Origin of the sequence: Nocardiopsis sp. TNDT3 (assembly GCF_003427465.1) — a bacterium.
GTDB lineage: Bacteria > Actinomycetota > Actinomycetes > Streptosporangiales > Streptosporangiaceae > Nocardiopsis > Nocardiopsis dassonvillei.
The window spans coordinates 1-5,344 of sequence record NZ_QPFC01001198.1; the positions used below are offsets into that span (position 1 = coordinate 1).

A 5,344-nucleotide genomic window follows, 5' to 3' on the forward strand; every position below is an offset into this window, starting at 1 on the left:
TCGCCGGGGTGTCCCGCGGACCCCCTCCGCCGTGGTCGACCAGTGTTCACCCGGGCGTCACCGCACGGCTCCCGGCGGGCGCGGGGTCCGTACCCCCGCCCCGGTAGACAGGTCCTGCCCGCCGGGCGGCGCGGCGAGGCGGACCTGAAAGGCGCGCGGTTGGACCCCCTGCAAGTGGCGTTGACGATCGGCGGCGCCCTCATCGGCGCGAGCAGCCTCCTCGTCGCCTCGGTCGCGCTCGGCGCCCGCTGGGAGGGGCGCGGCGAGGCTGACCGCGAGCTCGCGGAGGCCAAGCGCTACGACCTGGCGGTGTCGCGGGACCCGCGCGTGGTCGAGGCCGCGGCGCTCCGGGCGACCCTGGACGCCTACCGTTCCGCGGACAGCGCCGTGCGCAAGGAGCTGGAGGGGGCCGAGCAGACGGTCAGGCGGTCCGAGAAGGAGGCCGTCGCCCGCGAGAAGCGGGTCCAGGCCCACTTCGAGAAGTTGGGTGACACGGAGCGGGCCGTGGACCGGCTGCTGCGGCTCAACCGGCCCGGGGGCGTGCGCGCGGCCCTGCGCGGCGCGCGCCGCGGCGCCGCGAGGCCGTTCCGGAGCTCGCCCGCGCCCGGCCCGAAGAGGGAGACGGGCAGGGGGGCGCGCACGTGACCGCCGCCGTGGTGATCGCGCTGGCCGCGGTCCTGCTCGCCGCCGCGCGCTGGGGGCTGAACCGCCGCCACACGGCCCAGGGGGTGTACCCGCCCGACGGCCTGACAGAGGACGCCCTGCTGGCGGACGCCGACCGGGCGCTGGAGCGTGCGAGGGACCTCGGCGCGTCCACGGGGCACCTGTGGGCGTGGCGCGACCTGCTGTCCGACACCGCCGCGCGGATGTCGGAGGCGGCCGTGGAGGACCGGGCGCCGGAGCGCCTCGACGGGCTCCGGCGCGACCTCGACGCGGCTGAGGGGCGGATCCGGGCGGCTCTGGCCGACCTCGACCCGCCCCGTGCCGAGGGTCCGGCCCCGTCCGGAACGGACTCCGGGGGGAGGAACCCGTGGAGTGGATGATCGCGGCCGGGGCGGTGCTGGGCTCCCTGCTCGTGACCGCCTCCCTCATGTTCCGCAGGAGCCTGGCGAAGGCGCGCCGGGGCGGTCGGGCCCACGTGGAGCACGTCAGGGCGGAGGCGGAGCGGATCCGCACCGCGGCCAACCAGCGCCTGCGCGAGGCCGAGACGGCGCTGCCGCGGCTGCGGGTGGAGGCCGAGGGCGCGAGGAGGGCCGGGACCCTGCACCGCGACGCCGAGGACCTGCTGACACGGCAGTCGGCGGCGAACGAGACGGCCCGGCGGGCGGCGCAGTCCTTCAACACCGCCCTCGACCGGCACCGGGAGCTGCTCCGCTCCCTCGGGGAGGCCGGGCTGCTCCGCGACACCGGCGAGGGGCCGACGATCGACACGGGACGCCTGCGCCCCGCGGCGCGGGAGACGGGCGCCTCGCTGGGGCGCCACCTCCAGGAACTGGAGTGGTACCGGGTCAACGGCCAGAAGGACGGGATCAGCGGTCCGCTGAACACCCCGGCGTTCACCGAGGAGCAGGCCGCGTCCCTCGGGGGGCGCCTGGACCGGGCGGGCCGCGTCGACGAGGAGCGGATCCGCGAGCTCACCCGGAAGGCGGCGTCCGGACACGACCTGCTCGCTCAGGCCCCGGGAAACCTGGCCGAGGCGGTGCGGGAGCGCAAGGGGCTGTCGCAGCGCATCGACGCCGCGAGGGTCCGCCGGACGGGCGGACGGGCCCTGGGCCGGAAGCTGTGAGACGTGGAGGAGGGAGCGGTCATGGGTGCTCTGGACACCGGTGACGTGGTCACGCTGCTGGCCGCCGTCGTGGCCGTGGCCGTCTGTGTCCGGGTCGGCGCGGAGTCGGTCCGACGGGTTCGGGGCCACCGGTTCGACCACCCGTCGGCGCTGCTCGACATGGAGGGGCAGGAGGAGGAGCACGCGCTGCGGCGCGGTTTCCTGGAGCGCCGGTACGCGCTGGTGGAGACGGCCGGGGCACGGGTGCGCGGGAGCGTCCGCCCGGGAGCGCCCGGGGCGGCGGGCGACGGCCTCCCCGATCCGGTGCGGGTGGTCGACGACCTCGACCGGGACCTCGCCCGGCTGGACGCCGAGGAGGGACGGGCGGTCGAGCGGTCGCGCGCGGCCCTCGCAGAGCGCCGGGAGCGTGCGGGCCGGGCGCGGTCCACCGCGCGGCTGCTGGACCTCGTGTGCGCCGGGGCCGCCGTGCTCCTCGCGGGCGCGGCGGTGGGCACGGCGGTCGCGGCGGTGCTCTGAGCGGACCGGGTTCCTGCCCACCTTCCACCCGGGGAGGGGGTGCGGTGCCGGGTCGGCACCACACCCCCGGGAAGGGGGACCGGGGTCCGGGACGGTCAGACCCCGGCGGGGTTCCCCCTGAGGCGGTCCATGTCCTCCTGCTCCCAGCACTCCACGCCCGTGAGGTCGGGCATGAGGTCCTTGGTGAACAGCGGGTCCCTGCCCTGCTTGCGCTGGCCGACGAAGTCGCGCAGCAGTCGGCAGGCGGTCGGCGCGAGGAGGGCGAGCGCGGCGAGGTTGACCACGGCCATGACGCCCATCGTGACGTCGGCCAGGCTCCAGACCAGGCCGCCGGAGCCGATGGCTCCGAGGAAGGTCACCACGATGACCAGCACCCGGAAGGCGGTCGTGGCCTGGGGGCTCTTGGTCAGGTAGCCGATGTTGGCCTCGCCGTAGAAGGTGTTGCCGAGCACCGAGGTGAAGGCCACCAGCAGGATGATCAGCGTGAGCAGGTGCAGCGCCCAGGGGCCGAGGTTGGTTTCCAGGGCGTTCTGGGTCAGCGTCGGACCGGCCTCGGCGGTGTAGCTGGGGTTGGACAGCAGGATGACGAACGCCGTGGTCGAGCAGACGACGAGGGTGTCGAAGTACACGCCCAGGGTCTGCACGAGGCCCTGCTTGACGGGGTGGCTCACCGCGGCGCTGGCGGCGGCGTTGGGCGCCGAGCCCAGACCGGCCTCGTTGGAGAACATCCCGCGCCGCATCCCCTGCACGATCGCGGTGCCGATGCCGCCCGCGGCGATCTCGCGCAGACCGAAGGCGTGCGTGACGATGTCGACGACCATCGCGGGGATCTGGCCGATGTTCATCACGATGACGACCAGGCCCATGAGGATGTAGACGCCCGCCATGACGGGGACCAGCGCCGTGGCGGCCTGGGCGATGCGCCGGGCGCCGCCGAAGATGAGCACGGCGGTGCACACGGCCAGCACCGCGCCCACGGCGTAGGCGAGCCAGCCCGGCGCGGTCCCGGTGCCCGAGGCGGTGGAGACCGAGTTGGCGATCGCGGCGGAGATCGTGTTGCTCTGCACGCTCGTGAACACGAAGCCGAACGTGAAGGTGATGACGACGGCGAAGAGCACGCCCATCCAACGGGACTTGAGCCCGTACTGCATGTAGTAGGCGGGTCCGCCCCGGTAGCCGGCCTTGTCACGGATCTTGTAGAGCTGGGCCAGCGTCGACTCCACGAAGCTGGCGGCGCCGACGAGCAGCGCCATGGCCCACATCCAGAAGACCGCGCCGGGACCGCCGAGGGCGATCGCGGTGGCCACACCGGCGATGTTGCCGGTACCGATGCGCGCGGCGGCGGAGACGGCGAACGCCTGGAGGCCGGAGATCGGTTTCTTGCCGTCGGGAGCCAGCCCGGGTTCGCCCCGCATGGAGCGGAACATGTCGGGGATCAGGCGGAACTGCACGGCGCCGGAGCGCACGGTGAAGTACAGGCTCAGGATGAGGAGGAGGGGGATCAGCAGGTAGGCCCAGAACATGTCGTTGAGGGCGACGATCCCGGCTTGGATGGCGTCCACAGCGGGACTCTTCCCTTCGTCGTGGCGGAGACGGCGTTGTCTCGCTCCGCGACCGGTAGGTTGCCCGCTGTGGTCAGGGCGGGAATGGTGGTGGGGTGTGCCGTTTCTCGTACGGCTCGGGTACACAGGGTGACGCTTCCGCCGAGGTCGTCGCCGGTCGGGATCACCCGGGCCCCGGGGTGTACGCGGGCCGTCGACTAGGTAACGGGAATACGGCCCGAACCGCAAGATCGTTTAGCCCGGAGCATGATCCGCGCCTCGCGGCGCCCCGCCCGGTCACGGCCGGGCGCGCCGGGCCGCGCTCCACGCCGACACACGGGGCGCGACCGCCGCCGAAAGCGCGTCGGGCAGGCGGTGAACTGCGGCTTCGCCCCCCGGGCGGCGCCCGCGGAGCAGTCCCGGCCGACGGCGGCGGTGCTCCCCCCGACTCTCCGCCACCGCAATTCCCTGTGACCCAGATCACCGGGAAAAACGCGCTCCAGTTTGTTCCCCCGCAGCTTTAGGCAATCATCTGAACACGTTCCGAATTTGCTATGTTATAAAAACGTGACATATTGCGTCCATGTTAACTAGTTCGCTACGCTCCCGGCGTGGTAAAACTTCGTATAGCTCTGGCCCAGACCAACCCGACTGTGGGTGATCTGGAAGGTAATTGCGACAGCGTCGTCGCTTACGCTCGTCAGGCGAGCGACGCTGGAGCCCATCTCGTCGTGTTTCCCGAGATGGTCGTCACGGGATACTCGGTCGAGGATCTCGCCCTGCGGGACGGTTTCGTTTCCGCGTCCACAAAAGCCACCCACAATCTCGCCGACCGCCTCGCCGCGGAAGGGCTCGGGCACCTGCCGGTGGTCGTCGGCTTCCTCAACCGGCGCGAGGGCCCGGGCCCCCGGTTCGGCCAGCCCTCGGGAGCCCCCCAGAACTCGCTCGCCGTGCTGCACCGGGGCCGGATCCGCCTCGTCTCGGCCAAGCACCACCTGCCCAACTACGGGGTCTTCGACGAGTTCCGGTACTTCGTCCCCGGTGACACGCTGCCGGTGCTGCGGCTGCACGGAGTCGACGTCGCCTTCGCCATCTGCGAGGACCTCTGGCAGGACGGGGGTCCCGTCACCGCCGCCGCCGACGCCGGCGTGGGGATGCTCGTCACCCTGAACGGCTCCCCCTACGAGCGGCACAAGGACGACGTTCGGCTCGCGCTGTGCCAGCGGCGCGCACGCGAGATCGGGGCCGCCATCGGCTACGTCAACATGACCGGCGGCCAGGACGACCTGGTCTTCGAGGGCGACTCCCTCGTCGTCGACGCCGACGGCGACCTCGTCTCCCGCGCCCCGCAGTTCGAGGAGGCGCTGCTGGTCACCGACCTGTCCCTGCCCCCGGCGGAGTCCCCGGAGGAGCCGGCGCGGGCGGACGGCTTCCGGGTCGTCCGGTACGCGGTCACGGACCGGCCCTCCCCTCCCCCCGGGACGCGCTCGCCGGTGCTGAC

At 73.2% G+C, this 5,344-nt stretch carries 6 protein-coding genes; 5 read left to right on the forward strand and 1 reads right to left on the reverse strand.

The window, feature by feature from the left end; all coding sequences use genetic code 11:
* Positions 1-159 precede the first annotated feature (159 nt).
* From DQW06_RS25735 to DQW06_RS25750, 4 genes are read left to right on the forward strand one after another with little or no spacing between them, the layout of a single operon-like run.
* On the forward strand, positions 160-645 hold the full coding sequence (locus DQW06_RS25735) for a hypothetical protein (RefSeq protein ID WP_232051618.1): 486 nt from the start codon (positions 160-162) through the stop codon (positions 643-645).
* Positions 642-1,043 carry a hypothetical protein gene (locus tag DQW06_RS25740; protein ID WP_071621057.1) on the forward strand — a complete coding sequence of 134 codons (402 nt, stop codon included), beginning with the start codon at positions 642-644 and terminating at the stop codon, positions 1,041-1,043. The genes DQW06_RS25735 and DQW06_RS25740 overlap by 4 nt, the downstream gene beginning before the upstream one ends.
* Positions 1,040-1,786 (forward strand): hypothetical protein, encoded by a 747-nt coding sequence (locus DQW06_RS25745; RefSeq protein ID WP_117199462.1) that lies wholly within the window; start codon positions 1,040-1,042, stop codon positions 1,784-1,786. Before DQW06_RS25740 ends, DQW06_RS25745 begins: the two co-directional genes overlap by 4 nt.
* 21 nt (positions 1,787-1,807) lie before the next feature.
* Positions 1,808-2,302 carry a hypothetical protein gene (locus DQW06_RS25750; protein WP_117199463.1) on the forward strand — a complete coding sequence of 165 codons (495 nt, stop codon included), beginning with the start codon at positions 1,808-1,810 and terminating at the stop codon, positions 2,300-2,302.
* Between the two features lie 95 nt (positions 2,303-2,397).
* Here the strand turns inward: DQW06_RS25750 and DQW06_RS25755 are convergent, their stop codons facing one another.
* Positions 2,398-3,864 (reverse strand): sodium:alanine symporter family protein, encoded by a 1,467-nt coding sequence (locus DQW06_RS25755; protein WP_117199461.1) that lies wholly within the window; start codon positions 3,862-3,864, stop codon positions 2,398-2,400.
* A gap of 590 nt (positions 3,865-4,454) precedes the next feature.
* Between DQW06_RS25755 and DQW06_RS25760 the strand changes: the two genes are divergently transcribed.
* A partial coding sequence (locus tag DQW06_RS25760; protein ID WP_304598565.1) for a nitrilase-related carbon-nitrogen hydrolase occupies positions 4,455-5,344 on the forward strand: 890 nt, incomplete at its 3' end.